General features: G+C 43.8%; 23 protein-coding genes. 7 read left to right on the top strand and 16 right to left on the bottom strand.

Translation table 11 applies throughout. The features are described from left to right. Positions 1-408 precede the first annotated feature (408 nt). Positions 409-2,898, bottom strand: a complete 2,490-nt coding sequence (locus tag PATL_RS04415; RefSeq protein WP_011573753.1) for a TonB-dependent receptor — start codon at positions 2,896-2,898, stop codon at positions 409-411. 871 nt (positions 2,899-3,769) lie between these two features. Here PATL_RS04415 and PATL_RS22865 point away from each other — a divergent pair. Continuing rightward, positions 3,770-3,943 carry a hypothetical protein gene (locus PATL_RS22865; protein ID WP_232283286.1) on the top strand — a complete coding sequence of 58 codons (174 nt, stop codon included), beginning with the start codon at positions 3,770-3,772 and terminating at the stop codon, positions 3,941-3,943. Between the two features lie 361 nt (positions 3,944-4,304). On the opposite strand, the gene PATL_RS04410 is transcribed toward PATL_RS22865, so the two are convergent. Next, positions 4,305-4,877 (bottom strand): hypothetical protein, encoded by a 573-nt coding sequence (locus PATL_RS04410; protein WP_011573752.1) that lies wholly within the window; start codon positions 4,875-4,877, stop codon positions 4,305-4,307. Positions 4,878-4,999: 122 nt separating this feature from the next. Here PATL_RS04410 and PATL_RS04405 point away from each other — a divergent pair, with 122 nt between their 5' ends. Together PATL_RS04405 and PATL_RS04400 are read left to right on the top strand one after the other, a co-directional pair. Beyond that, on the top strand, positions 5,000-6,208 hold the full coding sequence (locus PATL_RS04405; protein ID WP_011573751.1) for an IS4-like element ISPat1 family transposase: 1,209 nt from the start codon (positions 5,000-5,002) through the stop codon (positions 6,206-6,208). A 327-nt stretch (positions 6,209-6,535) separates the two neighbouring features. Continuing rightward, positions 6,536-7,492: an IS110-like element IS492 family transposase gene (locus PATL_RS04400; protein WP_011573729.1), complete on the top strand. Its 957-nt coding sequence runs from the start codon at positions 6,536-6,538 to the stop codon at positions 7,490-7,492. 33 nt (positions 7,493-7,525) lie between these two features. Here PATL_RS04400 and PATL_RS22765 read toward each other — a convergent pair whose 3' ends face one another. The 8 genes from PATL_RS22765 to PATL_RS04360 form a co-directional block, all read right to left on the bottom strand. Further along, complete coding sequence (locus PATL_RS22765; protein WP_011573750.1) at positions 7,526-8,203, bottom strand: hypothetical protein; 678 nt, start codon at positions 8,201-8,203, stop codon at positions 7,526-7,528. A 96-nt stretch (positions 8,204-8,299) separates the two neighbouring features. Further along, positions 8,300-8,677 carry a hypothetical protein gene (locus PATL_RS04390; protein WP_011573749.1) on the bottom strand — a complete coding sequence of 126 codons (378 nt, stop codon included), beginning with the start codon at positions 8,675-8,677 and terminating at the stop codon, positions 8,300-8,302. A 622-nt stretch (positions 8,678-9,299) separates the two neighbouring features. Then, positions 9,300-10,430, bottom strand: a complete 1,131-nt coding sequence (locus tag PATL_RS04385; protein ID WP_011573748.1) for an FAD-dependent oxidoreductase — start codon at positions 10,428-10,430, stop codon at positions 9,300-9,302. Beyond that, positions 10,427-10,789 (bottom strand): Rieske (2Fe-2S) protein, encoded by a 363-nt coding sequence (locus PATL_RS04380; RefSeq protein ID WP_011573747.1) that lies wholly within the window; start codon positions 10,787-10,789, stop codon positions 10,427-10,429. Before PATL_RS04380 ends, PATL_RS04385 begins: the two co-directional genes overlap by 4 nt. A gap of 5 nt (positions 10,790-10,794) precedes the next feature. Next, positions 10,795-11,727 carry a VOC family protein gene (locus tag PATL_RS04375; RefSeq protein WP_011573746.1) on the bottom strand — a complete coding sequence of 311 codons (933 nt, stop codon included), beginning with the start codon at positions 11,725-11,727 and terminating at the stop codon, positions 10,795-10,797. 10 nt (positions 11,728-11,737) lie between these two features. Continuing rightward, positions 11,738-12,898, bottom strand: a complete 1,161-nt coding sequence (locus tag PATL_RS04370; protein ID WP_011573745.1) for an alpha/beta hydrolase family protein — start codon at positions 12,896-12,898, stop codon at positions 11,738-11,740. 56 nt (positions 12,899-12,954) lie between these two features. Next, the gene (locus PATL_RS04365; protein WP_011573744.1) at positions 12,955-13,743 is read right to left on the bottom strand and encodes a cyclase family protein; all 789 of its coding nucleotides are present in this window, start codon (positions 13,741-13,743) and stop codon (positions 12,955-12,957) included. Beyond that, complete coding sequence (locus tag PATL_RS04360; RefSeq protein WP_011573743.1) at positions 13,743-14,738, bottom strand: fumarylacetoacetate hydrolase family protein; 996 nt, start codon at positions 14,736-14,738, stop codon at positions 13,743-13,745. Before PATL_RS04360 ends, PATL_RS04365 begins: the two co-directional genes overlap by 1 nt. Positions 14,739-14,921: 183 nt before the next feature. Between PATL_RS04360 and PATL_RS04355 the strand changes: the two genes are divergently transcribed. After that, positions 14,922-15,830, top strand: a complete 909-nt coding sequence (locus PATL_RS04355; protein ID WP_011573742.1) for a LysR family transcriptional regulator — start codon at positions 14,922-14,924, stop codon at positions 15,828-15,830. A gap of 171 nt (positions 15,831-16,001) precedes the next feature. Here PATL_RS04355 and PATL_RS04350 read toward each other — a convergent pair whose 3' ends face one another. After that, a complete protein-coding gene (locus PATL_RS04350) occupies positions 16,002-17,069 on the bottom strand; it encodes an aromatic ring-hydroxylating dioxygenase subunit alpha (protein WP_011573741.1) in 1,068 nt (355 codons plus the stop codon). Between the two features lie 103 nt (positions 17,070-17,172). Between PATL_RS04350 and PATL_RS04345 the strand changes: the two genes are divergently transcribed. Continuing rightward, entirely contained in the window at positions 17,173-18,123 is a 951-nt protein-coding gene (locus PATL_RS04345) for an AraC family transcriptional regulator (RefSeq protein WP_011573740.1), read from the top strand. 98 nt (positions 18,124-18,221) lie between these two features. On the opposite strand, the gene fdhA is transcribed toward PATL_RS04345, so the two are convergent. The 4 genes from fdhA to PATL_RS04325 form a co-directional block, all read right to left on the bottom strand. After that, the gene (gene fdhA / locus PATL_RS04340) at positions 18,222-19,415 is read right to left on the bottom strand and encodes a formaldehyde dehydrogenase, glutathione-independent (protein WP_011573739.1); all 1,194 of its coding nucleotides are present in this window, start codon (positions 19,413-19,415) and stop codon (positions 18,222-18,224) included. Between the two features lie 198 nt (positions 19,416-19,613). Next, a complete protein-coding gene (locus tag PATL_RS04335) occupies positions 19,614-20,693 on the bottom strand; it encodes a fumarylacetoacetate hydrolase family protein (RefSeq protein WP_011573738.1) in 1,080 nt (359 codons plus the stop codon). 42 nt (positions 20,694-20,735) lie between these two features. Continuing rightward, a complete protein-coding gene (locus PATL_RS04330) occupies positions 20,736-21,674 on the bottom strand; it encodes a VOC family protein (protein WP_011573737.1) in 939 nt (312 codons plus the stop codon). A 199-nt stretch (positions 21,675-21,873) separates the two neighbouring features. Then, positions 21,874-22,926, bottom strand: a complete 1,053-nt coding sequence (locus PATL_RS04325; RefSeq protein WP_011573736.1) for an amidohydrolase family protein — start codon at positions 22,924-22,926, stop codon at positions 21,874-21,876. A 115-nt stretch (positions 22,927-23,041) separates the two neighbouring features. Between PATL_RS04325 and PATL_RS04320 the strand changes: the two genes are divergently transcribed. Continuing rightward, a complete protein-coding gene (locus PATL_RS04320; protein ID WP_011573735.1) occupies positions 23,042-23,953 on the top strand; it encodes a LysR family transcriptional regulator in 912 nt (303 codons plus the stop codon). A 101-nt stretch (positions 23,954-24,054) separates the two neighbouring features. On the opposite strand, the gene PATL_RS04315 is transcribed toward PATL_RS04320, so the two are convergent. Beyond that, positions 24,055-24,750 carry a GntR family transcriptional regulator gene (locus tag PATL_RS04315; RefSeq protein WP_011573734.1) on the bottom strand — a complete coding sequence of 232 codons (696 nt, stop codon included), beginning with the start codon at positions 24,748-24,750 and terminating at the stop codon, positions 24,055-24,057. Between the two features lie 262 nt (positions 24,751-25,012). Here PATL_RS04315 and PATL_RS04310 point away from each other — a divergent pair, with 262 nt between their 5' ends. Next, a complete protein-coding gene (locus PATL_RS04310; RefSeq protein WP_011573733.1) occupies positions 25,013-26,062 on the top strand; it encodes an aromatic ring-hydroxylating oxygenase subunit alpha in 1,050 nt (349 codons plus the stop codon). Positions 26,063-26,353 lie beyond the last annotated feature (291 nt).

Genomic DNA, 26,353 nt, shown 5'->3' with positions numbered 1-26,353 from the left:
CATAAACATCTAATGTCACTTTAAGCCAATACTTTTTGAGGTATACACTGCGTTGCGGGGCTACCTCGAAAGGGCTCAGTGATAGCCTTTATTATGGGAGGAGAAATAGGGTTAGAACTGGAGCGTAGAGCAACAAAATTATTAGCCAGTGGGGACATTATTATTCTGCAAGGCACCATATCAGGAACTCCCCCTTTGACTGAACTCAAGCCCTAATCAAGATAAATAACAGTACTATAAATAAGAAAGGTTGAATTTGCTAAAGAGGTAATGATGCCTCTCTTCGAACACATTTTTAGTACGTAAAAAAAGCCCCGATAATCGGGGCGTTTTACTAATAAGTGTATAACCCAATTCTAATGCTTAGAATTCGAAGCTAACGTTTATTGCAACTTTCTTGCGCCTGTCCTAATAAAAGTCTGCTTTTAAACGAATTCCAAAGGTACGAGGTGGATTGTGAATAGCGTACGTTAGCCCTCGGTTGTTGACATTAGAGTTAGCCACAAATATCTCATCGGTCACATTGCGAACAAACACAGATATAGCCCAGTTAATATCGCCTGAGGCAGACATAAGCGTGGCATCTAAGTCTAGCGTTGTGTAAGACTTTGCTTTTGTCGCATCGACAAACAAGAAATTAGTTTCTTGCTCAGAACGATGAGACGCCTGTGCAGTCAAGGACAAATTATATTCGTCAAACTCAATATGATGGTTTATTGCCATTCCGGCACCGAAATCAGGAGAATACAATAAGCTTTCTCCAGAACAATCGTAGTTTTCGATTGCACCTGTTACACCTGTTGATGCACATCCAAACCGACCTTGTCCAGGGTCCGATACCAACGTCAGCGAGTCGTAGGTCGAATCTAGGAATTGCGCATTACCACTTATCGTCGTGTTTTGGCCAACAGCCCAAATCATATCTACATCTAAACCTTGTATGGTTGAGTCACCATTAGCAATCGGAAACGACGATGCGCTATCTAATGTAGTGAAATAAGTAACTTGCTGCCCATCATACTTCCAGTGAAATGCTTCTAAGTTAAGTTGAAGGGTGTTGTCTAAAAAGCGATTTTTCGAACCGATGGTAAATGCATCAATATACTCTGGGTCATAGGTAGGCGATACGGCAGATAAATCTACACCACCTGCGCGATAACCTGTTTCGAACGTTGCGTACAATAAATTGTCTTTGGCCACGTCATACTCTAAGCCAATTCGGTATGTCGTTTCGCTGTAATCTAAGTCTGCCTGTATAAAACCTTCGCCCACATTTGCTATTGTCGCGATTTGAGGGGAAATATTACCTGGAATGGTAAAGGGATAAGCTGGAGGAGGCCCCATGCCGGGAATAGTGGCAACTGAGTCTGGTGCAATTAATCCTTCATTTACAAAGTAGGCAATAAATTCGTCTCGATCTGAAGTGATAGGGTGAGCTGGTATAGCGCCAGAGGCACAACCGTTACCAAAACTTGCTGGCGGAGTCAGAAAATCGCCGCTTGCCGGTGTACCACCACAGAAGGTCACAAAGGTATCACTGATACCCTCAACGTACTTTTTATCTTCGGTGTAACGCAAACCTAGATTTATACGGAAAGTTTCCGATATGTCATATGTTCCCTGACCAAATATAGCCCACGAGTCGCCACCATTCTCATAATTTTGGATGGGCGAGGCATAGTTTTGCGCGAACACGCCACTGGTTTGAATTTCTTCGTCAAAATAGAATGCGCCCAAAATACCATTAAAGGGACCTTCGAAATCAGTCGTAAAGCGCGCCTCTAAACTCGTTTGCTCATTTTCCTCGCTCGTTTTAGCGGGGGCAAATCCGGGACCAACAAATGTGTACACTTGATCTGATTTTCTGTACGCGGGGATCACACTGAATGTACCTGATTCAGTCGTGTAATTTAGTTCAACCATCAAGCCTGTAAATGAAAGATCCTGACCTAAATCGTCAATACTTAACGGTTTGTATGGTGCAAACGATGGCGTGTGCAGCACACCCGTTCGAATGTCGTTAGCTGCATCTGAGGTAGGGCCAGAAAAAAGTTCAATTCCTGAAGGAGTAAAATCAGTTAGGCTACCCGAGTCATTACTAAACGTACCTATCAGGTCACCGCCTTGGCCTATCCCTGAATTTTCAGAATAATCTGCGGCAAAACGAATGTTAAATTCATCAGAAGGTTCAAAGTAAACTTGAGCTCGAATGGCAAACGTATCGGCATCGTTAGTGCCATCGTCAGAGTAACCATCGCGTTGCAATGAGTTAACCGAGAATCTCACAGCAGCATCATCCCCAAGCGGTGCATTGTAAGCGCCTTGGAAGCCTAATCTTGAATAATTACCTGCTTCAACTTGAGCGTAACCTGAAGTTTCACGTAACTGGGGTTTTTCAGGGATGTAATTAACAACACCGCCCGTCGCGTTTCGTCCATATAGGGTACCTTGAGGCCCTTTTAGAACCTCTACCCGCTCTAAATCGAAAAGCGCTTGTCCCGCGGCACCACTAGAGCGCCCTAGATAAACCCCATCGATGTTCTGCGCAACAGCGGCGTCAGTCAAAGGATTGACGGTCAACGCCCCTACGCCACGAACAAAAATACTTGTCAGTGGGCCACCACCAGGACTTATCCCTAATGAAGGGGAAAGCCTTCCTAGGTCTTGACCAGAATCAAGACCCTGACGAGTCAGTGAATCCTGATTGACCGCCAACATTGGTACAGCCGCGTCCTGTAATGACTGAGACTTGCGTTGAGCTGTAACCATAATTGTTTCAATGGCATTGCTTTCGTCAGCCTCTGCTTCTTGGTTTACAGTCTCTTGAGCTGTAGTTTGAAGTGATAGTGCTGAAAATGCCAGAAGCGGAAAATATAAAGATAGCTTTTTTAGTTTCATGTGACGTCCCTAATAATTATTGCTGTGCCAAACTCGTGTGTGTAATGTTCAATGCTATCAAGTAGCCTATATGTTAAAATTTAGTAGCAAACCCAAACCCTCAGTAACTATTTACTTTCATTTGATTAACATAAAATAAATCTAAGAATTGATAAAATCGAATATATTGATATTAACTATCCATGCAGTCGATACTATTTCCTTTAGTCCAAGTGGCACTTTGCTCAATCAGGCAATGTGTGTGGCTATCGTAAGCTCTACTCTGATTTGCACGTTATTGGAGAAAAATTCGACATCAATCGTGTTTACCAACAGAAGAAGTAAAAAGAGGCAATAGCCCGAGTCGTCTCTCGAAAACTCATTACCTTAGTTACTTTAGTTACCTTAGGCATGGACAAACAAGTGACGGCAGTTGTGAGATATAGTGATTATTAGGTAAGAAATGCACATAAGTCAGGAACGCTGCAACTCCCTAAAATAGTTGATTACATTATTATTCGATTTGAGGTAAGTAATCATCGTTAACTTTCTAAATGATTAGTTTACAGTCCACACAAATACCTATTTGTAAATCGGTAGCAATAGATTTCCTAAATACATTAAATCAGTTTAATCCACCTCTCACACACACAGGCTTATTACATAGTCTTTACATATCTTCAACTTAACTATTTAAGGCTATTGATACCTATTAAATATCAATCATTGGATAACAACACCCGAACACTACTCCTGCGAACGCTGGCCAAACTGCACAAAAAACAGGGCGTCATTCTAATGATGACGGCGGTTATGCCGCGCCCTCAAAAAACTGCAAGCATCGGAACATGTTAGTTTTATAAAAGATAAACAAGACGAGTGTTCCTCATTTGTGCGACTCACTCGACTAGGAGAAACCCATCATGACAAAATACTTGGGGTGGCTTTAGACAGAGAAAAATTGCTCTTGAGTGATATATCAAAGGAAGATTTAGAGGTAGTCATTAAGGTATTACTTGGGCTCAATAAAGACCTAAAACAAGTTAACGCATTTGAACCACTGTAGAAAATAACACTATACGTGACATAAAATTAGCCAACAAGGCACATGTCCTTTTTGGCTTTAATTGTAGTAGCTAAGACTTGATCTGACATTTAAGGCCAAACGCTTTCGACCTAATCTGACAGTCAGCAATGTGCCAATAGCGGTCGTTATAGACCTAAAATATTAATGACAGCTCTGTACGTAAAGCGGTCGTACAGATGTGAAATACCAAACGGCTGTAATGAGCGAAAAGCAGCCGTTCGAGCTTGATGATTTTAACTTTTAAATAAGGGGCGCAGACGCGTGGGCTATAATGCGAAGCAGCCCACGTGTATGCGTCCCAACGAACGAAGTGAGTGACTTGATTTTTTTGTTAGATGACTTACTTATCCATCCAACACGAGTCATAAATGAGTGTCCCATTACTGATGAATTTAATCTTATGGACTTTACTGTATTCGTCAATTGGGTTTGGTTCTTCACCTCTTTGAAGTGTGAATATACTGGAGGAAACATGGTTACCATTAATTGTAACCATTGCTTTTGAATTGAAAAGGCCCGCTTGAAAACCTTTGATTATGAAACCATAAACGTTAATAGCAATTTGCTGTTCTTTCCCTTTTAACGAACTTAAATCAGGTTGCAAGAAGCTAATGTTCTTGACTGGTTTTGTTATTCCATTGAGGCTGTTCGTAAAGTAATTAATCGATTCGTCGAGGTAAGGGATGTAGGGGTTGGGATTCGATGTGGAAAATTCGATTAAATCTGATACCGACAAATAAACTTTAGAGTTCTCTTTGGCTAAAAAGACTGCCGGGTGTTCGATAGACGGCGAATGACCTAACTCTCTTGTTTGAACTATTGGATAGATATCAAGTGAGCAAGGATCATATTCAGCTTTGGCATCGCTACTGAAAAGTAAAAGAAAAAACAAGACGAGCACAATTTCTACCATGGTTATCTAACGCCTCACTCTAACGAATCCCCTCATAATTATGAGCAGAAACAATAACATAGACACGCATAGCGCCATTTGATCTAATAAATTTCGCCAAAAACCAACTAGATAACAACACCATGCGTGATATTCATATCTTACACGATTTGCTTAAAAAACAATGCCCTAATCTACATGCCAAACGTCTTTCCTCTTTGATGGTTGCCACCCAATCTTTGCTAGATGGTCAGCAACTGTCGTTGACCGAATTAGGACGCAATATCTCAGGCTCCGTGGCCCCGAAACACAACATTAAACGCATCGACAGGCTGCTTGGTAATAACAACCTACATAATGAACGGCTCGACATCTATCGTTGGCACGCAAAGCTACTTTGCGGTGCTAACCCCATGCCCGTTGTCCTTGTGGATTGGTCTGATGTGCGTGAGCAGCTCAGGCATTTAACCTTACGTGCATCGGTCAGTGTTCAAGGACGCTCTGTCACGCTTTATGAGCGCGTATTTTCATTCGGTGAATACAATTCACCTGTTAGTCATAATCCGTTTTTACGGGAGTTGGCGAGTATCCTGCCGTCGGGTTGTTGCCCGTTGATTGTGACCGATGCAGGCTATCGTAACCCTTGGTTTCGTGAAGTCGAAAAGCATGGATGGTTCTGGCTAGGCCGAGTGCGCGGTGATGTGGGATTTAAGCGGGATGGGCAAGCATCATGGCAAAGTAATAAGTCGTTTTATCCCAGTGCAAATTCTCGGGCCAAATACCTTGGGTGTGGGCAATTAGGGCGTAAAAGCCCGCTTCATGCACACCTACATTTGTACAAAGCAAAGGCCAAACATCGAAAGGATAAACGCTCTTCAAAGGCAGGGCGAAACCACACCGCCCAGCAAAGCTATCGTGCGGGTAGCAAAGAGCCTTGGCTACTCGCCACTAACCTTCCCGAGAACGATAAACTTAACTCAAAACAGCTGGTTTCTCTTTACGCAAGACGAATGCAAATAGAAGAAACCTTCCGCGATATTAAAAGCCCTCAATACGGCATGGGACTGCGCCACAGCAACAGTCGCAGTACCAAACGATTCGACATATTACTGCTGATAGCGATGCTCGCAGAATGGCTATTACGGCTACTCGGTATCATCGCCGTGAAGCAAAACTGGGAAAGAGCATTTCAAGCTAACACCATCCGTCGTCGGCGCGTGTTATCTATTATTAGGCTAGGCAGAGAAGTCAGGAAAAGGGCAAAAGATTACAGGATGAACTCAGCCCAAATGACATGGGCTATCGCCCAATATATTACCTGGGTTCACAAAGAAGGAAGACCAATTCTATGAGGGGATCCCCCAGCGCCGCGTTAAGCGGCTTACAATAGTTGGCTAAAATAGTGAGGCACGAACGACAGCCAACTGTTGGAAATCCGTTTGAACGCCTTGTATGGATAATAACTCAGGTAAATCATCCTGATTTTAATCGGGGTGAGGTAAAGTGAGACCCAAGCTTTAGCAGCAACTAAAGCCTTCTTTTGTGGTAGTTCGATTGAGCGATGGCTCCTCAGTTGAGAGACCGATAACAAGAAAGAACACCACAAAGGACTCCAAGCAAAACACTCGAATAGTCTACTGGGTCTCAACCCGCATTATGCAAGCAAGAGTTAGCTTATTATGAATCCAAAAACAAATCAAAGCGTTAACGTCGGTGTCGATACGGGCAAGTTTCAATTGGATATTTATATCCGCCCTCACGATATTTATTTCACTGTTTCTAACGATGAAAAGGGTATCAAAGAAGCCATTAAAAAAATCCAACAGCATTCGCCTGGGCGTATCGTCATTGAAGCAACTGGCCGATTAGAAATGCCGTTTATTATCGCGTGTGCAAATGCTAATTTACCCTTCGTTGTCGCCAATCCCATTCACATTAAACGCTTTGCTGGGGCGATAGGTCAGCGAGCTAAAACAGACAAACTAGATGCTCAATTGATTGCTCATTATGGTGAAGCTATTCAGCCTAAGTTATCTCAACTAAAACCAGATACTATGCAGGCTATGAGTGATTTAGTTGCAAGGCGAAATCAATTGCTCGTCATGCAAACAATGGAAAAAAACCGCCTGCAAATTCTACCAAAAGAACTCGCCATGACCATCAAACCTATTCTCACTGCCTTTAAGAATCAGATAACCAAAATCGAGAATAAAATTGTCGCGCTCATTGAATCTTGTCCTGATTATCAAGCGAAGAATTGCATCTTACAGAGCATGAAAGGAATAGGAAAAATAGCCTCCGCTTCCATCATCAGTAACCTGCCAGAGTTAGGTTACATGACCAACAAACAAGCCTCTGCGTTAGTCGGTGTGGCTCCCATGAATCGAGAAAGTGGGCGCTATAAAGGGTTGCGGAAAATCCAAGGTGGCAGACATCAAGTCAGAACCGTTTTGTACATGGCGATGATGTCAGCGATACAAAGTAACCCCGTATTTAAGGAAACATATCAACGATTAGTCGCAGCAGGAAAGCCTAAGAAAGTGGCTATTATTGCGTGCATTAGAAAGATGGTTGTTATCTTAAATTCAATGCTCAGAGACGGGGTCATGTGGGAAGCGCCGAAGACTACAAATTAGCTATTGACGCCATAGTCTCTTGTTATATGCCGATTACAACTTCCATGAAATCTTGTTACGCAATTGCTCAACTTGTTTAACGTTTTCACCTGCTACAGCAGTATAAACAAAAGTGTGTTTATCAACCCCCACACACTTTATGGTCGCGCGATTTAGTTCAAAGTTCCCATAAACATAGTTACCATTTTTTACGACAGAACTAAAACCAAGAGACCTTAATATATCAATTCCTTTCGTAGCACACTGCTCAGGTAATATTTCCAATTGCTTATGATGTGACCATAATTGTGGTATATAAGATTGTTTGGTATTTTTAATTTGTGATTTTTCAGCATCTGCATTTGTTAAAATTATCTTCGCTATGCCGGATTTTTCTTTATCTTTAAAAAAGTTGGTATTTAAATTATGTTTTAGAAGATCTTTTACAATACTATTTAACATAAAAGCAGATTTAGAATCGTCTTTAGATACATACATGTAGCTCGAATATTTACTTGATAATGGCTTATTTTTTTCTACTCTAACCAGATAACCTTTATCAACGAGTTCATTCTGTAAAGCTTTAGCATCATTTTCTCTTAAGGAGTTATAATATACGTTAACGCTCATGACTTTATTTTCACTAGTATCAATTTCTGCGATATTGTTTGTAGAGGAACACCCCTGTATTAAAGTAACTAAAACTAAAAATGTTTTTAATTGGAGATTCATATTCATCCTTGAGCCTTTTTAGGCATATAACGCTTAACATATGGGGATTTTAGGAGCGCTTTTTCAGCGAGTAAAATTCCCACCATGATGTTTTTGTTAGCTGAATATTAAACTAAAGGGGACAGCAATTGTAAACAAGCACAACCCCGTGTACCAAAGACCAAGAAATACCGCAAAAAACCACTCCAAAGACGAACCAACAACTTGACCAGATTTTAGAATCATATTTTTTGAATTGGCTTTCGTGGGTGGCGTCCGAAACCACAACCAAACAATAAAGAAACTGCAAGCCCAAAAAAAAGTGAATCCTGCAATCATAGCAATTAGTATCAGTATTTTTGACTGGATATTTAAGTAATCAGAGATCAATCCAACGCTTAAACCAACGAGTAAAGAAATTATCGCAACTTTAAAAATGAATCCTCTATTCGAAGCAATCCATTCACTTTTTTTGTACCAAAATGCTGGGGTCATGATTTATTCAGCTAACGCTTATTATCGAGCATGTCGTATATGTAACTTCTCGATATGATTGTTGTTTTCGTCATTTTAAGTGCTTACCTTCTGATTTTATTCAGTATTTTTTGCTATCGTGCGAGTAAAACCACTCGGAGTTGCAAAAGCAAAAGGAGACCTAGGTTTAACGAGACTTTTCTGCTTCCTATTAAAAACTATGTGAAAAATATTTTCCATAGTTAAATTAATAACTTAGCATATTTTTGAAAAACAAAACGAGACCTTAGAAATTTACATAATAGGAAGCAAGATAGACATTATTCACTAAATCCGATTATACCTGCTTTTTTATACAGGCATTTGTATGCAGGAAACTTGGCAAGTCAGGTAATTTGCAATCCGTTTAAAGGGGAACTTATGATGTTGACGAAGCCAATTGCGAAGGTCTGCAAATGCCACAATGCAGAATCTCATGAATTAATGCCTGAACGTCCGTTGTTTGTCTTGAGCGGACTACTATCGAAGTTTCGCCAATGACCGCTTTTCGCTCATTGGCGACTGTCAGATTTTGTTCAAACCTAATTTAAAAAATGCCAGATTAAGTTAGGACTCATTCACTTTTAATCTAGCCATCGCCGCCTTAAATCGGCTGCGCCAAGGCCATCATAGATTCGCGCATAATTTCAGTATGCTCTTGCTTATCGCCGCCCTCTATTTCTATCTGGGCTAATCGAGCCGAGTTTTCCACCACCATACGACAACGTTCCCAACGTCGCTCTTGAAATGCGGCAAGTGCTTTTTCCAGACTCACATCTTTGGATAATTCTTCTGCTAAGACAATGGCACTTTCAATACCAATACAAGCGCCTGACGCTAAATGAGGCGTAGTCGCATGCACCGTATCGCCAATTAAAACGATACGATTTTTATACCACGGAGCAGGCACAAGTAACTTTCCGATAGCACGAAAATCAATCAGTGAATCTTCGTTCAGCATAGCTTTTAGCTGCTGGATAATAGGAGCGGGAAAGGTCGCCATTAAGGCTTTTAGTTTTTCCAAAAAATCGGCGGGCTCAACATGTTGCCGTTCTTTTTTGTCTTCGGTCAAAAATAGGTACATTTCATCCTTAGACATAGGATTTACCCCTACTTTTAAATGTGGCCCTACCCACATCATAGTGTTTTTCACTTCAGGAAGGCGTGGTAACACCGCACGCCAAATTCCTTGTCCTACATACTTAGGCTCTTCAGCTTCCGGAAAATAGGTACTGCGCACTTTTGAAAACATACCATCTGCGCCTATGACCAAGTCGTAACGGTTTGATGTGCCATCGGTAAAAGTAACATCAACCCCACTTTCGGTTTGTGACATCTCGGTGAAGGTGCACCCCAGTCTTACATTGGCGCCCGACTGCCGGGTTTTCTCTGCTAATATTTTGGCCAAAGCAGGTCGCATAATAGCACCTGAGTTGGGAACATCGGGATCACCCATCACGGGTGTTGGGATATGCGCCAAATGCAAACCATGGGGTGCATGTATATCTAGTCCGCTATGGGCACTGCCCACTTTTAAGAATTCCTCTAAAATACCCAACGTTTTAAAAGCCCGTAAGGTGGCTCCACCGATACTGATACCCGCACCATCGGCTCGCCAATTGGGATCTATTTCGACTAAATCAATTTCTATACCGTATTTTCTTAATTCAATGGCTGCTGACATACCTGAAAATCCGCCACCGATGATAAGGACTTTTTCTACGCTTGGGTTCACAACTTGAACTCCTCAATGGTTGTTAGGCTTAATAAAATGTCTTTTTGACAAGATACTTCTAGTGGAATTTCATCAAGCTTTTGCCCTAAACAGGGACCTTGCACACACAGCCCTGTCTCAATATCAAACAAAGCTCCATGGGCGGCGCAAACTAGGTAACCGGCTGCACTATCAAGGTACTTATGACGTTTCCACGGTAATGAGGTCGTGCCGTAGTGAGGGCAGATATCGACATAAGCAAAAAGTTGTTCACCTTTGCGCACAACAAACATGCTGTCTTTACCACGGCGCATTGGGTCAAACCCTTTGGCTTGCCCCTGCGCAATGTCACTTGTCTTACCTATACAGATTTTACCCATTCACATTAAGGCGCTTGAGGCGGAGGTGGTCCGCCTGGCGCCCATTTCTCTTCATAGTGCAATAAAAATACTTGTGAGTTATCTGCACCAGGCATCGCCTCGCGAGCAACCCATTGCTCGTCATGTAAGTCCATATCGGCGTCATATTCAATATTGCAGCCAAAGGGACTCTTGAAATACCAGAACCAATTGGATCCAAAGATATGACGACCGGGTCCCCAGAAACTCTGATAACCTTTTTCAATTAAGGCATTGCCAGCCTGAGCGACTTCAGTTGGGCCACTCATGTGGAAGGTAAAATGCTCTACACCTTGCATGTGGGGCGGAGTATTGAGGAAAAACAATGTGTGATGATCCTGCGTGCCTGCAGGGCGCATAAATGGCCCCATATGTTTAAATCGGTCGGTGGTCACAAAGCCAAGGCGTTCAGCGAAAAAGGCTTCAGCTTTAACGGCATCAGGCACAAAATAAACCACATGAGATAAGCTGCGAGGTTTGGCCACAAACTCTTTACTGACACCAATTTTATTCACTCCGCGCTGAGACGGTGCCCCCGGTGCATTAATGGTTTCAGCTGGCAAGTCGAGAGCTTGGCGAATGGTCACTTGAAACCCTAATACAAATCCCATGTCATCCATCGCCTCGATGCTGCCATCATCCAAGACTTTGACTTCTCTATCCTTTGACAACTCGGCCTTAATTGCATCAACTGTCCCTTGATCAGCAACACCATAAAGCGTTTTACGCAGCATAGAGCCCGTACTGAGGGCTTCGGGAAGTGAGGCGTTATCTTTGCTGTGAATTTCAATGCCTGTGCCATCAAGGGCGACAAAGTTGACATCATCTTGCTGTGTTAGTCCATAATCGAGGGCGAACTGCTTACACGCGGTGACATCGTCGACAGCAAAAATAAGTTTGTCTGGTCCAATAATATTCATAATAGGACTCCTACTTTTCTTTTAATTCGTTAAAGGTTTCAGCCACCCAATCAGCGATGTAAGAACCCGCATTCGAACTGTTATCAAAACTTGAATGCTGCACGCCACCTTCACGTTCGGTAAATATTTTAAGTTTGCGTTTAGGGCTATTAACTAATTGCTCGTAGGTGCGCTCGGCCCATTTAAGGGGGATTTGCGAATCCTTCAAGCCATGAGTAACTAAAAAGGGCACTTTGATTTTTTCAATCTGACCATCAAGATGAACGTTTTCAGCAATATTCATGAAGTCATCCATATCTTTGGCGCCCCACACCCATTGAACATGTGCCCAATAATGGGGAACAGGGAAGTCACCTTCTTTCTCTAGGCGACGCTTTTGCACATCACGCCAGTCATGGTTAGCGCCCCAAATACAACCTAGGGCAAGTCTAGGTTCGTTGGCAACCGCACGAGGACAGTAATAACCGCCCAAAGACACCCCTTCCATACCAATTCGTTTGCTATCCACGTCTTCTTGTTGTTCTAGCCAATCAACCACTGGGCTGGCCCAATGTTCAGTATCATAACGAGCATGAAAACCTTGTAATTTTAACGCTTCACCTGTGCCGGGCTGATCCAAAATTAACGATGACACGCCGCGTTCAGCTAACCATGCGGGTAACCCCACGCGATATTTCATTTCTTTAGATGAATCAAGACCGTTAACTTGAATAAGGATGGGCGCTGGGCCTTCTACTCCCTCTGCTTTCACATAAAGTGCTGACAGATGTTTTCCTTCATAAGGGATTTCAACACGCACACAATTTTCTTTACCAAGCTCAATGGACTTTTGGAAAAGCTCAAGTGAATGTTTATAAAGTTCTGTTCTGCCAGGGGCTCCATGAGCTTGAATACGCTCACAGGTAATAAGGTAGGTTGCTGCACGATTATATTTATAGCCTGCTGATAAGGTGCGCCCTTTAGCCAAATCTTCTTCTGCTAAGCCGCAAAGTTTATCGGCCATCTTGGCCCAGGTGTCTCTAAAGGCTTGCACGCCTTCTTTATCTGGTGATTTTGCAGCGTCTTGTAACGGACCACACATTTCCTCGATCTCACCGATACGTGCGCCCATTTCTATGGCCAGGTTCACGGATAGATTCCATACGTAGTTTGTTGGAAAGTACTTAAACATGTTTTTTCCTTATTAGATTCTGCGGCTTAAAACAAAACCAAGATTTATAAAGTTGATTATTTTTCAATGAGTGCAACAGCTCTAACAAAGCCTGCTGAAGCACCTTTAATTTTGTACGGGAAACAATTGACTAAGAAACCGGTGCTCGGTAAAACCTCTAAATTACTCAGTTTTTCCATTTGACCGTAGCCGATATCTCGACCGGCTTTATGCCCTTCCCAAATGATTGATGGATCCCCTGATTCAATGAATCGCTCTCGGGTATATTTGAAAGGTGCATCCCAACTCCACGCATCGGTACCAACAACTTTGACGCCCCGCTCTAGTAGGTACATAGTCGCTTCACGCCCCATGCCAACGCCTGCATCAAGATAGTCTGGTTGACCAAATACTGAGCCAGCTCGAGTATTCACTACCACAATATCTAAAGGCTGAAGCTCGTGTTTTATGCGCTTAAGCTCTGCCTCTACGTCATCAGCGGTAATCAGGTATCCATCTGGTAAATGTCGAAAATCGAGCTTTACACCGGGTTGAAAACACCATTCAAGAGGCAGCTCATCAATGCCATAAGCTGGTTTGCCGCCATCAGTTGTTGATGCGTAATGCCAAGGCGCATCCATGTGCGTGCCGCTATGAGTGGTAATATCCAAACGCTCTGCCGCCCATGCTTCATCACCCGGCATCTGTTCTTTCGTCAACCCAGGAAACATGGCGCCCATTTCGGGCCAGCCTTGTTGATGATCCATATAATCAATTTTGGGCAGTAACGGAGGTGGATCAGTGTAAGGGTTGTTATCTAACGTCACGGATAGATCGATTATGGTGAAATTTCTAGGGTTAAACATCAGAGCTTCTCTCCATGGTTATGCGCTGTAACACGCTGCTCAATTGCACCAAAAACACTTTTTCCGTTGGGAGCAAAAGCATTCATGCTGACCACCTCGTCTTGCTGCATAAAGGGCGTTTGACCGCTACCGGTTTTAATCATTTCTTTGGCACGCAATTCAGAGATACAGGCTTGCCCTTTGCTCGGGTCAACGTTAGACACTGTCCCCGAACCAAATACCGTTCCCGCTTTTATGGCGCGAGTTTGTGCTACGTGCGCAATCAATTCATGGAAGCCAAAGTGCATTTCTTGGCCTTGGGGTTCACCGAATATTTGGCCATTTCTTTTAACTTGTAAGGGCAAGCACACTCGCCCATTTTGCCAATGCTCACCCAATTCTTCAGGCGTTAGGGCCAGAGGAGCAAATGCAGTGCTGCCTTTGGCTTGCACAAAGCCAAAGCCCGTTTTCATTTCTCTTGGACCGAGGGCCCGATAACTAATGTCATTCAGTAACACGACTAAGCGAATTTTAGTCAGAGCATAAGCAGCAGAGCTACCCATAGGGATAGCATCCACGATCACCCCAAACTCCCCCTCGAAATCGATTCCATGTTTAAAATCGGCAACCACGATGTCATCCACAGCCCCGAGAAAACTGTCACCTGCACCCTGATAAACCAGCGGAAATTTATCAGCGTCAGCGATAGGGTCTAGATGAAAAGCTTGTTGCATCAAATGGCCGTGGTTGAGAAATAGAGAACCATCTAGCCATTGCCAGGAACGAGGTAAAGGGGCGCAGGTATCCATAGTAGAAAACTCAAAACGTTGCTTTTCGAGTCCGTCATTGAGACGTTGGTATTTAACCGTCAGGGCTTCACTGCAAGCCGACCAATTTTCCAGTGCAAACTGCATCGTCGGTGCAATATTTTCAGCCTCTACACAATATTTTTGGTCATTCGACACAATGACTAGCTTGCCATCGGGGTGCTCTGTTCTTAGCGATGCTAATTTCATACTTATGCCCAGTTCAACTTGTTAAAAAACAATCAATTTAATGAGTGAGCAATGTTAATATTTTATTTGCAATCCAAAAAGTTGAATGTTTAGATGACTACCATCAGAAAAATAGATACCTGATAAGATTCAACCTGTCGCCCTAGACGTTCGTGATTACTGGGTATTTTAGAGAGAGATAGTATGAGATTTGAACAACTCGACCTGAACTTGCTTGTCGCACTAGACATTTTGATTGAAGAGCAAAATATTACACGCAGTGCTGAGCGACTCCATCTCTCACAATCTGCTACCAGTGGCATATTGTCGAGGTTGAGGGCATTTTTTGAAGATGATTTATTAGTACAAATTGGTAAAAAAATGCAGCCTACCCCCTTTGCGCTCGAGTTACAGGGGCCGGTAGCAGGGGTGCTCGCCACGGTACGTGGTTCGATCATTGGCAAGAAAGCCAATAACCCAGAGCACAGTGAGCGTCATTTTAAGATCATCGCTTCTGATTATGTTATTCAAGTTCTACTGAGCCATGTAGTGGCAGAAGTCGCTAAGCTAGCCCCTAAGGTGACCTTTGAATTCTTGACGCCTTTTGCCCACGAAATGAATATTTTATCCAAGGGCGGCGCTGATATGATGGTCGCGCCAGAAGCTATCATTTTAAGCAATTACTCAAGTGCTTCGCTGATAAGTGATGAATTAGTCTGTATCGCGGATATAAACAATACAGAAGTCGGTGACGAACTCACCTTCGAGCAATTTAATGCTATGGGTCATGTTTCGGTCGGCTTTGCTCGCGTTAGCTTATTAAGTATTGAGCAATGGTTAATAAATACCTTGGAAACAAACCGCAAGATCGCAGTGATCACCAGTGATTTTTCAACCATGGTTTATGCGTTGTTAAATACCAATCGAATTGCCATATTACCTCGACACTTTGTAGATATGCACATACAACGCGAAGCAGTGAAAACGGTCAAGTTACCCTTCTCCCCACCTAACTTGAAAGAAAGCTTAATGTGGCACCCTACTTTGGATAATGACCCTATGCACAGATGGTTACGGGAAAAAATTATTGAATGTGCCGGCAAGTTTGAATAACCCGATAAACATAAACCATCGTCACAAATAGAATAGAGCTGGATACTCAACCCAACAACTTGAGTTGGGTTGAGTGCTGGCTAAGATGCCGCATTATCCCCGTTAGACCACTTATATGCAGTCAAATCGTTAACTAACAACCTAGCCGTGTCATACGCAGATTCGTTCTTGTTATGGCTCAAGATTTTCCGCGGCTAACATGCCATCAACTTTTCTTCGCGCCTGAATGGCCGCCTTATCAGCGCCTACGATCAGTTCTCGCTGAAACAAAGCGGCTGCATCGATGCGTTTTTCCATGTCTTCAATCGCGTCAACATCTTGTTGTCTAACTTGCATTTCAGACTCAAACTGAAATTTGTCTAGCGCCGTATCACCTTGTCGGAAATTTCGCGTAGAGAAACCAAAATAGTGCGTACTTGTTTCAGTCTCAGGTGTCAGTCCGTGCAATATGGCCATATGCCCCAACTCTTTGGGTATATCCTCTTTACCCGGGATCTTGGTAATGGTGGGTAAGCTAGTTTTGACCAATTCTGGGCCATAAAAATCACTCAAATGCACAAAGTCGGCTAACCCTTCGAACTTGGCGTCTTTTCCGTAGACTATTTCCAAAAAAGGATTCCATGGCATTTTTCCGTTTCTGAGCACCCTATAACTTAGGGAACGCTCCTGTGTCTCCATCGGGATTTTTTTCAGTGTATCTCCGCCTTTGCCTAATTGCTGATGAATATAAGGCAGGTGGGTAAGATCCATTAAATTATCGACTAATAGCTGAGAGCGACCTTTCACATGAAAATAATTTTCAGAACTGTAATAGGTATCTGGGTTGTCTAAACCAAAATCATGATAGGGAGGAATTAAATCAGTGTCACACGTATCTAGGTCCCCCATCCATATCCAGCAAATAGGCCCGCGCTCCTCTATGGGATAAACGGGTTGGCAGAAATTACGCGGAACGGTGTCTTGGGAAGGAATATCAATACAATCGCCATTATCGGCAAAGGTAAAACCATGATACCCGCAGACGATATTGTCGCCCTCAACTCGCCCCTTAACGAGCGAAAAATACCGATGTGGACACAGCCCATGCATTGCCACCGGCGATCCATCTTCTTTTCGATACATTAGAACAGGTTTACTGTGTATCGTGCGCTCCATCGGCTCACGTGATATCTCGTTAGAAAACGCCGCCATATACCAACGATTACGTACAATTGATGTTTTATATTTGAAGGGGTACATAATTTAGATATTCCTAAAATACATTATCTTCTCTGTAGTCTAGCCCCCGACATTGGATGAATATATACTCTAAAAACCTAATTATCGGCTAAATACTCCCACTATGGATTTACTTGGTGACGTACTTTGTTCCTTAAATGTGTTCTCACACTCTATCGGCATATTCAAAATAGGCGGTTCGACTCACTTACATTTAACGGCCATGCCAACCAATTTTGCTTTTATATTTACCAGTACCGAAGGTGAATGTTGGATCGAAGTAGACTGTTGTCCGCCACGGCAATTGCACATTGGTGACTCCGTTTTGATATTAGGTGGTAGGGCCCATCGTTTTGGTGCTTCACTTGCGAGCGAACAAAAGAGTTTTGAGACATTATGGGCCGCCAATGGCTTACCCAAATTTGGTGAGACACGAGACAAACCAATATATTTGAGTGTCGATGAGACTGAGGATAGCAGTTCATTACTCTCGTTGGCATTCACGGTGGATGAACCTGCGCATCACTCTTTGTTGAAGTTACTACCCCCTTACATTTTTGTTTCAAAAGGCAGTCAGTTGGATACTTGGTTATCAGCCGCATTCGGTTTTTGTCAACGAGAGCTATCACATAATACGCCGGGTTTCAGCGCAACTGCGATGAATTTTACTAACCTGATATTTGGTGAGTTTGTCCGCTCTTATTTAAACTCGGCGGATTTACCTCACGAGAGCTGGATGCGTGGATTATCGGACCCAAGAATTGGCCGAGCACTAGCAATGATGCATACCAGAACCGCAGAACAACTTATGGTCTCAACCATGGCGAAAGAGGTGGGGATGTCTCGCACAAGTTTCGCGAGGATTTTCAAAACACTGGTTGGCCAATCCCCGATAGATTATCTTATTAACTGTCGAATGCACAAAGCCGCCCAGTACTTATTAGAAGGGAATCACTCCATTGGTAAAATCACAGAGATGATTGGATACCATTCCGAGCGAGCATTTAGGCAAGCATTTATTCAACGCTTTGGTCTGTCCCCTAGTCAGTTCAAAAAACAACAGCAAAAAATCTAGCTTCGTTGTTATTTCATTAAGACAAATAACGAACAATAGTAAGTAGTACTCGCCCACCAAGCGCAAGGCAGGCGAGTTCATGTCTAAGGTTACATTTATTAAGCTGCGTTACCGTGTGGGTCGATGACGAACTTCATCGCAGCACCACCATCAAAATCAGCATATCCTTTGGGGGCATCATCTAACGAGATCATTTTCACATTTACCGCTTTAGCAATTTTTACTTTATCGAATAGAATCGATTGCATTAGTGCCCGATGATATTTCATCACTGGGCATTGGCCGGTATGAAACGAATGAGACTTCGCCCATCCCAAACCAAAACGCATACTTAGCGCTCCCTGCTTCGCAGCATCATCTACCGCACCAGGGTCTTCTGTAACATACAGTCCAGGAATACCAATTTGGCCTCCCGCCCGGGTCATTTTCATCGCTGAATTGAGTACGGTTGCCGGGGATTCCTGATGGTGATTGTGGCCACAAGCGTGTGCTTCAAAGCCCACACAATCCACGAACGCGTCAACTTCACGCTCACCGATGATAGCTTCAATCCTATCCCCCATATCACCCTCTTGGGTTAGATCGATCGTCTCGCAGCCAAAGCTACGAGCTTGTGCGAGGCGCTCCTCAATCATGTCGCCCACTATGACACATGCCGCGCCTAACAACTGAGCAGATGCGGCAGCAGCAAGGCCAACAGGTCCTGCTCCTGCAATGTAAACTGTCGACCCAGGACCAACCCCAGCCGTTACGCATCCATGAAATCCAGTTGGGAAAATGTCAGATAACAAGGTTAAGTCTTGGATTTTTTCTATGGCTTGTTCAGGATCAGGAAACTTGAGCAAATTGAAATCAGCATAGGGCACCATAACATATTCAGTTTGCCCTCCGACCCAGCCTCCCATATCAACGTAGCCATAAGCGGCGCCAGGTCGAGCAGGATTTACGTTTAAGCAAATGCCCGTTCTTCCCTCTTTACAATTGCGACAGCGACCACAGGCAATATTGAATGGCACTGAAACCAAATCACCTGGCTTAATAAACTCTACATCTCGACCCACCTCGATGACTCGACCGGTAATTTCATGGCCTAACACTAACCCTGACGGTGCTGTGGTTCGCCCGCGAACCATATGCTGATCAGAGCCACAAATATTGGTTGTTACTACTTCTAGGATCACGCCGTGCTGACATTTTCGATTACCAATCGCCAACTCAGGAAAAGCAATACTTTCTATAGCCACCTGGCCTGGGCCTTTGTATACAACACCGCGATTACTTGTTTTGTTCATGAGAGTCACCTTTATTAAAGATTTTTGTGTCATACCTGAAAAATAAAACACGTTTCACTACGCTGAATTTCCAAGTAATCGTTAAGTCGCTTACCCTTGTGAATGATTAGCCTCAGGTCACTAAAGAGCTAGCTTCGATTTGCGTTTACTGCATCAAATAAGGCGGGCTTGTACGACCCGCTTTATTTAATATTTACCTTACCACTGGGTTTTGAACGGACCATAGGTAGGGGTTCGTCCGTTGGTTTCTTCTTTAACAATGTTGTTGCGTTGACGCCCAAGATAAGTAATAGAGCTTTCCATAACGTCACCTTCTTTAAGCCACAAACCGCCCAGCGTTGCAGCGTTACCAGGAGGGGAGCCCATAATCATTAAATCGCCAGGCATTAACTTAAGGCGCTCCGATGCATGAGAAAGCACTTTTTCAGGGGAGAAAATCATATCTTCTGCGGGCCAATCTTGACGTTTCTCGCCATTGACGTTTAATTTAATCTGCATCTTATTACGATCGACAAATTCTTTTGGTACAGCAAATGGGCCAAATGGCTTGAAGTTAGGCTGAAACTTACTAACCCAGTCAAAGTTGAACTTGATATCAGCGCGTTTGAACTCATCCACCGTGCCTATATCATTCACCATTACGTAAGCGGCAATAAGATCATCTGCATCTTCGGGACGAACATAACGCTCGCTTTTACCCACTATGACACCTAGTTCTAATTCCCAGTCCGGCTGCTGACCAATCAAAGGTAAAGGAACATCATCGTTTGGTCCGCACAACGCGGAATGCAAACCTGTAAAAAAGTAGGGCATACCTTCGCGTCCGCGGCGATCCACTTCTTCGTAATTACGCTTGAAGAACGCCTCGTCATCTTCACCGGGTAAACGCTTATCTTGATTGAATTTGTTAAAAGTCATCATCTCAGCGACATGTTGACGATAGTTTGACGCTGCGCAAATCATATTTGGGTGCGCTAAAACAGGCAGGATATTCAAGCTGTCTAAGGATTTTGCGGGACGCTCCTGCTTTGCTGCAACTTCTTTTAGCCAAATCAAGGCGTTGTCCCAATCATTAAAAATGGCGTGGGTATCTGCATAACGATCAGATAAATCGAGCACATCGCCATTAGGTAAAACCAAGCCTGGAAAAGCGGCTTCGCCTGCTACCTGGTAGGTGCCTATGCCAAATGTACCTTCAACTAAACCAGTCACTGAATTTATATTTTCTGGCTCAACAGCTGGTTTTACCATCTGCGCCATAAAGTCATTTGCACTCATAAATTTATTCCTCTTATTTTGTTTGTTGGCAGAACACTGAGATCATGCAAAATAACGATCAGGTGGCTCAGAACTCCACACATCCATTTCCACTTCTGCTATGTTGTGTACGCGTGAACCATCACTCGCTTTTAACCGATCGGTGTCTGAAAAGGTTTCAAATCGATTACGATCTGGGTCACGCCACACATCAAAAATGTGGCTGCCATGGGGATGACGTCCTACGCCCCACACCAATTCATATTCTTTCGATTCTAAATAGCGATGGGTCATAAATTGAGCTTCGAAATCTTGAGCTTCGAAACTAATATGGTGACACGCCGTTTCACCTGTTTGACTTTGCATTAATGCAATGACATGGTGATCAACCAGTTCTTCACCTCTGTCCAAGCGACAGAAACCAACAATTTGTACCTGAGGCTGCCCCGGGATGTGGTATACATCGCTTGGAATAAGACCTAGAACATCTTTATACCAAGGTAAACTTTGAGCAAAGCTTGGTACAAATAACCCTACATGACCCAACCGGAATAATTTCGCCGGCGCCATAGGTCGTTTAGGCTCAAAGCGTTCGTCACGAACGTATTGCCCTGGGGCATTCATCACTAATTGGTCGTAAGGCGTTTCAGGAGAAACCCGCTCAATTCCATACACCAGATCAATTTTAAAACCATTCGGATCTGTCAGGGTTACCGCTTGACCACCGCCTGGCGTGGTTAGTTCGCGAATAGCACTTGCACCGTGTTCTGTTACTGCTGCTTCTAGGTCGCTAAGGGCTTCAACTTCGAAAGCAAGCCCAATAAAACTGGCTGTATCTGCTTTTTCAGCGATATATGAAAAGGCATCACCACCGCCGGTTCGCATAATTAGTTTTTGGTCTGTGCGCTCTACGGTTAATAAACCGAAATCTTTGGCGAATGTTTCTGTCTGATCTAAATCCAGCACTTGAAATTTGACATGATGGGGGCTTTTTAGCCTCATGGGGTTACTCCACTTGTTATTAATTTATTCATTGAGCTTTTCAACCTCAGCACGCATTTCGATATGAGAAAAAGCGATATACTCAATCTTTGGGTGAATATAGGCACTGAACCTATTACCGTCCAATGATAAAATACACGCCCAGCTATTCGTGATACTTATAGGTTGGGTGAAAATATTCTTCTTATTTGTAGGTCAGCTAGCTACTTTTAACCGTCAGCCCAAGTAGTTCTGCTGCGTTGATGCCGAGAATTTTGGCTTTATCTGTTTCAGATAGCTCACTGTGAAACCCCACAGGATCAGGCTCAGCCATATCAAATGGATAGTCGCTGCCCAGACAGAGACGATCTGAACCGTGCGTGCGCACTAAGGAGTCCAACTGTTCTTTGTCGAACACCAAAGTATCAAACCATAGTCTGCGTAAATAACTTGAAGGGAGATGTTGACAATGTTCACTGCAATCAGCGCGAGCTCGCCAGCCATGGTCCATGCGCCCCCAGTAACCTGGAATATAACCACCACCATGGGCGACACAAATTTTCAAACTTGGGTAGCAGTCTAACACGCCACCGAAGATCAAATGCCCCACGGCAAGTGTTGATTCCAACGGATTGCCGATGAGGTTATTAAAATAGTATTCCTTCATTCGGTGAGCATGGGTAAAACCAAGAGGGTGAATGAAAAGTAAAATACCAAGTTGTTCAGCGGCAGCAAAAAAAGGCTGCAATTCGTCGTGATGTAAATCTTTACCATTAACATTGGTACTGATCTCAATACCACGAAGGTTAAGTTCTAGTGCACAACGTTTCATCTCTGCAATTGCCAAGGGGATATCTTGCATAGGTAACGTCCCCATACCGACAAACCGTTCAGGATGACTGTTTACGGCATCAGCAATACCATTGTTAACGGCCTGGGCTGCTGCCAGACCTGTCTCAGCATCGGTGTAATAGAAATACTGGCCAGGATTGGGCGATATCACTTGCACGTCCACTCCTAGTCTGTCCATATCCTCAATACGTAAATTTATATTGTTAAGCGTCGGACCGATTGTACAAAACTGCGCTTTGTTCACCTCATTCGATTGAGGGCTTGAAAATTCATGGATCCCTGGCGGTGGGCCCGGATACTTAGCCTGCACAATTTTATCAGCTGCCGCTACATTCAAATGACAATGAATGTCTACAACCAAATGTGTGCCTTTTTTATTCACCGTGATTACATTTTTCTCTGTACAGCAATCAGTACTCATACACCTAACCTTCTATCAAAATGGCGACTCATCACGCTACTCTCTATCTATGACCTATAAACGTCCAATCAGAATTAACCTTGCAAGCAATAAGTAACGCTGATAGGTTACAAAAATGAGATTCGATGGATTAGACCTAAACCTGCTGGTGGCCCTAGAGGCATTAATTGAAGAGCGACACGTTTCCGCTGCAGCGCGTCGTATTCATCTTAGCCAGCCTGCGGTTACCGGTGCCCTCAAGAGATTGCGCGAATACTTCAATGACGAGCTTCTCGTGCAAAGCGGCCGACGTATGTTTCTGACTCCAAAGGCAGAGGCACTAGCCGAACCAGTGCATCGGGCATTACTGCAAATAAGAGGTGAGATAACGCGCGCAGGTAGTTTTAATCCTCTGACCACGACACGTCATTTTGTAGTATCCGTTTCTGATTACGCCTATACCATTTTGTTGGCTGATGTGGTTGCCAAAGCAGCATCGTTAGCTCCTTCAGTTACCTTTGAAATAGTGCCTCCCAATGAGCAAGTCAATGAGCGCTTTGAACGAGCAGAAATCGATTTGTTGTTAACCGTCGATAGGTTTGCCCTGCCCGGACACGCATTTACCGAACTTTGGCGAGACGAAGAGGTGATCATTAGCTGGCAAGGAGCGAATTTTGATACCATTGATGCTGACACTTTCTTTGCTTGTGGGCATGCAGTAGCAAGCTTTGGCCTCGAGCGCAGACCATCAATCGCAGACAATCATATAAACCAAGCAGGCTGGAAGCGTCGCGTAGAAGTTCAATTACCTGATTTCGGCGCATTATGCCAAGCCGTAGTGGGCACCAAACGCCTTGCCACTATGCACCGCCGATATGCTCTGCACTTCGCAAAACTGTATCCAATCAAGCTTCACTCGACATGGGAACCCTTTCCTAAAATTGTTGAGGGTATGCAATGGCACAAAGTGCGCAACTTGGATCCGGGGTTACAGTGGTTAGCTGGTTTGATAAAGGATGGCGCTGACGCTGTAAACGACCGTTCTTAATAGCGCCTGTCGTTGAAATGCACTTATATAAGCCGTAACCCCGACTTATAAAGTACGTCTATTATCGCGATGAAGCGTTAAAATTTGCTATGGAATGGAATCTAATCAAGCAACTTATATTTACCCTGTTCATCCCACAGATCACCATAACTTAAAGCCACGTTAGCGTGTTCGCGCATAATAGCTTCAGAGCGGGCGCCTTGGCGTTTAATTAAGGCATCAAATACCCCATGGTGTTGCATATGGGCATAATTAAAACGACGAAATTCTCGGTCAAGTTGCGCAGGGTTAAACACCAGCGCTGTGGCGGATGCAAAAGGCAAATTTTCATTTAATTTCAAAGCAGCGTGAATAGCAGGATTCCCGCTAGCCTGCAAAATTAAATCATGGAAGCGTTTGTTTAAACGCTGATACGACTCAATATCCAACTGGCTTATATAGCCCTTACTAAACAAGTCATCCCCTTCGACTAAGCAATGTTTCATCTGTTCGATGGTGGGATCATCTAGGCCCTTTTCCGCTGCTTGCCTAGCCGCTAACCCTTCTAGCACGCCCCTAACTTCAATAGAGCCTAAAATTTCATGCTGCGTGATTTTCCTGACCATATAGCCCCGACGAGGTAATTTGGTCAGCAACCCCTCTTGTTCTAAAGCACGAAATGCGATGCGCACCGGCGTCCTAGAAATACCCAGTAATTCAGCGGTAGGAATTTCAGCCAGACGTTCACCTACAGGAAATTCGCCTGATACAATTTTATCTCGCAAAATGCTGACTATCCCTTGGCCCTCTCGCGTCATTTGTCTCTCCTGTATTGGGTCACTAAAAAACCTTTCCCAGTATAAACGTAATCATCCTTTATTGGATCCAATTCAAACAGGCATCTTGTTATCGTCATGGGGATTGAGATTATAGTCAGCCGCATACGCACCCCACAAGACGCTTTCACTCTATATATTACCTCATAATAAAACTAAATTGGATCCAATAACTGCTATTTTGAATTGTTTAGCCCGCTAAAATTGCATAGAATGGATCCAACGTTAACAAAAGGTTAAATTTATGTCTGTGCAAAAATATCCATTAAATACTTGGTACGTTGCTTGTACACCAGATGAAATTACGATGGCCCCCTTCGCTCGTAAAATATGCGGTATCGCCTTAGTGTTTTTCCGAAATACTCATGGAACGGTGGTTGCTCTAGAGGATTTTTGCCCTCATAGGGGGGCTCCTTTGTCCTTAGGAAAAGTCGAAAATGGTCAATTAGTGTGTGGTTATCACGGCTTACGCATGGGTGACGATGGTGCTACTAAGGCAATGCCCAATCAACGTGTTCAGGCTTTTCCCTGTATACAACGTTATGCAGTCGTTGAGCGCTATGGGTATATCTGGATTTGGCCGGGCGATAAAAGTTTAGCCGATGAATCCTTACTGCCAAAGCTAGAATGGCCAAACAATCCAAACTGGGGTTATGGCGGTGGGCTATATCATATCAAATGTGATTATCGCTTGATGATCGATAACCTGATGGACCTAACCCATGAAACCTATGTACACGCCAGCAGCATAGGGCAGAAAGAAATCGATGAAGCGCCCGTTACCACGAAAGTTGATGGTGAAAGTATTGTCACCAGCCGGTTTATGGACAATGTAATGGCACCGCCTTTTTGGGCATCGGCCTTGCGCGCCAATGATTTAGCCGATGATATTCCTGTCGACCGTTGGCAAATCTGTCGCTTCAACTTACCCAGCCATATTATGATAGAAGTGGGGGTTGCTCACGCAGGTAAGGGGGGTTACTTAGCGCCCAAAGAATGCAAAGCGAGCAGCATAGTGGTTGATTTCATCACACCCGAATCTGATCATTCCATTTGGTATTTTTGGGGGATGGCAAGAGACTTTAAACCCCAAGATAGCGAGCTTACGAATTCAATCCGCAGTGGACAAGGCGCCATCTTTGCCGAGGATTTAGACGTATTAGAGCGACAACAAGAAAATCTATTACGTCACCCCGATAGGACACTTCTTAAATTAGATATAGATGCAGGTGGAGTACGCGCACGCAGAATGATTGAGCGCGCGATTAAACAAGAGCAGGCTTCTGCGAATTAACCTAGCTACTGTCAGCCTTGCCAGTTAGGGCGCCAGCCCTGACACAGGGCTCGTTTCGTGTGAGTGTATACTCACTAGCTGCACACCTAACCTTGTGCGGGGCGGCCAGAGAGATTCTGTAACCAAAAGCTATAGGCCACAGAACTCGTGCTGTTGAGTTCACATAATATAAATGTGACAGAGTAAAAGCGAACTGGATGCACCAGCATATTGTGACTGATTGATGGCATACATTGGCAAAGCTCAAAACCCCACAGGAGAATACCAGGTCCAGTTTAATTAAAATAAAAT

The organism is Paraglaciecola sp. T6c, assembly GCF_000014225.1.
Classification (GTDB): Bacteria; Pseudomonadota; Gammaproteobacteria; order Enterobacterales; family Alteromonadaceae; genus Paraglaciecola; species Paraglaciecola atlantica_A.
Note: the sequence above shows the minus strand (reverse complement) of the source record. Positions and strands in the feature narration are given on the sequence as shown.

Bases quoted from the DNA above. Each gene is read 5' to 3' on its own strand.
- PATL_RS04390 (WP_011573749.1), bottom strand. From the start codon at position 8,677: ATGACCCCAGCATTTTGGTACAAAAAAAGTGAATGGATTGCTTCGAAT.
- PATL_RS04400 (WP_011573729.1), top strand. From the start codon at position 6,536: ATGAATCCAAAAACAAATCAAAGCGTTAACGTCGGTGTCGATACGGGC.
- PATL_RS04415 (WP_011573753.1), bottom strand. From the start codon at position 2,898: ATGAAACTAAAAAAGCTATCTTTATATTTTCCGCTTCTGGCATTTTCA.
- PATL_RS04365 (WP_011573744.1), bottom strand. From the start codon at position 13,743: ATGTTTAACCCTAGAAATTTCACCATAATCGATCTATCCGTGACGTTA.
- PATL_RS04325 (WP_011573736.1), bottom strand. From the start codon at position 22,926: ATGAGTACTGATTGCTGTACAGAGAAAAATGTAATCACGGTGAATAAA.
- PATL_RS04405 (WP_011573751.1), top strand. From the start codon at position 5,000: ATGCGTGATATTCATATCTTACACGATTTGCTTAAAAAACAATGCCCT.
- PATL_RS04320 (WP_011573735.1), top strand. From the start codon at position 23,042: ATGAGATTCGATGGATTAGACCTAAACCTGCTGGTGGCCCTAGAGGCA.
- fdhA (WP_011573739.1), bottom strand. From the start codon at position 19,415: ATGAACAAAACAAGTAATCGCGGTGTTGTATACAAAGGCCCAGGCCAG.
- PATL_RS04350 (WP_011573741.1), bottom strand. From the start codon at position 17,069: ATGTACCCCTTCAAATATAAAACATCAATTGTACGTAATCGTTGGTAT.
- PATL_RS04360 (WP_011573743.1), bottom strand. From the start codon at position 14,738: ATGAAATTAGCATCGCTAAGAACAGAGCACCCCGATGGCAAGCTAGTC.
- PATL_RS04335 (WP_011573738.1), bottom strand. From the start codon at position 20,693: ATGAGTGCAAATGACTTTATGGCGCAGATGGTAAAACCAGCTGTTGAG.
- PATL_RS04310 (WP_011573733.1), top strand. From the start codon at position 25,013: ATGTCTGTGCAAAAATATCCATTAAATACTTGGTACGTTGCTTGTACA.
- PATL_RS22765 (WP_011573750.1), bottom strand. From the start codon at position 8,203: ATGAATCTCCAATTAAAAACATTTTTAGTTTTAGTTACTTTAATACAG.
- PATL_RS04345 (WP_011573740.1), top strand. From the start codon at position 17,173: ATGGATTTACTTGGTGACGTACTTTGTTCCTTAAATGTGTTCTCACAC.
- PATL_RS04375 (WP_011573746.1), bottom strand. From the start codon at position 11,727: ATGAATATTATTGGACCAGACAAACTTATTTTTGCTGTCGACGATGTC.
- PATL_RS04330 (WP_011573737.1), bottom strand. From the start codon at position 21,674: ATGAGGCTAAAAAGCCCCCATCATGTCAAATTTCAAGTGCTGGATTTA.
- PATL_RS04380 (WP_011573747.1), bottom strand. From the start codon at position 10,789: ATGGGTAAAATCTGTATAGGTAAGACAAGTGACATTGCGCAGGGGCAA.
- PATL_RS04410 (WP_011573752.1), bottom strand. From the start codon at position 4,877: ATGGTAGAAATTGTGCTCGTCTTGTTTTTTCTTTTACTTTTCAGTAGC.
- PATL_RS04315 (WP_011573734.1), bottom strand. From the start codon at position 24,750: ATGACGCGAGAGGGCCAAGGGATAGTCAGCATTTTGCGAGATAAAATT.
- PATL_RS04355 (WP_011573742.1), top strand. From the start codon at position 14,922: ATGAGATTTGAACAACTCGACCTGAACTTGCTTGTCGCACTAGACATT.
- PATL_RS04370 (WP_011573745.1), bottom strand. From the start codon at position 12,898: ATGTTTAAGTACTTTCCAACAAACTACGTATGGAATCTATCCGTGAAC.